The sequence below is a fragment of the Treponema sp. R6D11 genome (assembly GCF_054786075.1).
Genome location: NZ_BDHD01001377.1, coordinates 1 through 316, shown reverse-complemented (window position 1 = coordinate 316; position 316 = coordinate 1). Strand labels below are relative to the sequence as shown.

The 316-nt window shown below is 43.4% G+C and carries 1 protein-coding gene; it reads left to right on the top strand.

The window, feature by feature from the left end; all coding sequences use genetic code 11:
- Positions 1-53 precede the first annotated feature (53 nt).
- The coding region (locus tag ACYVTD_RS18825) for an ABC transporter permease subunit (RefSeq protein WP_461249104.1) at positions 54-316 on the top strand (263 nt) is incomplete at its 3' end.

Here is a 316-nt window from a genome sequence, read left to right as displayed (position 1 = left end):
CCTGTAAAAACCCTTTACTACTTTTTTTTGGAGCGTTAGGCATAATAATTGCCATGAAAGCCGGTAACCTTAACCTCGGTGGGGAAGGGCAGGTTTATTTAGGCGCTTTTATAACAACCGCGCTTGCCCTTTCTCTTACTCATCTTGGAGTAACAGGAGCAGTTATCGCCGTAATGACAGGCGTTCTTTCTTCCGCCGGACTTTCGGCGTTCAGCGGAATATGTAAGGCAAAATGGAAAACCCCCGAAATTATTACAACATTCCTTCTTTCATGTGCGGTTATCCCAATTGTAAATTATTTTGTTACCGGACCATT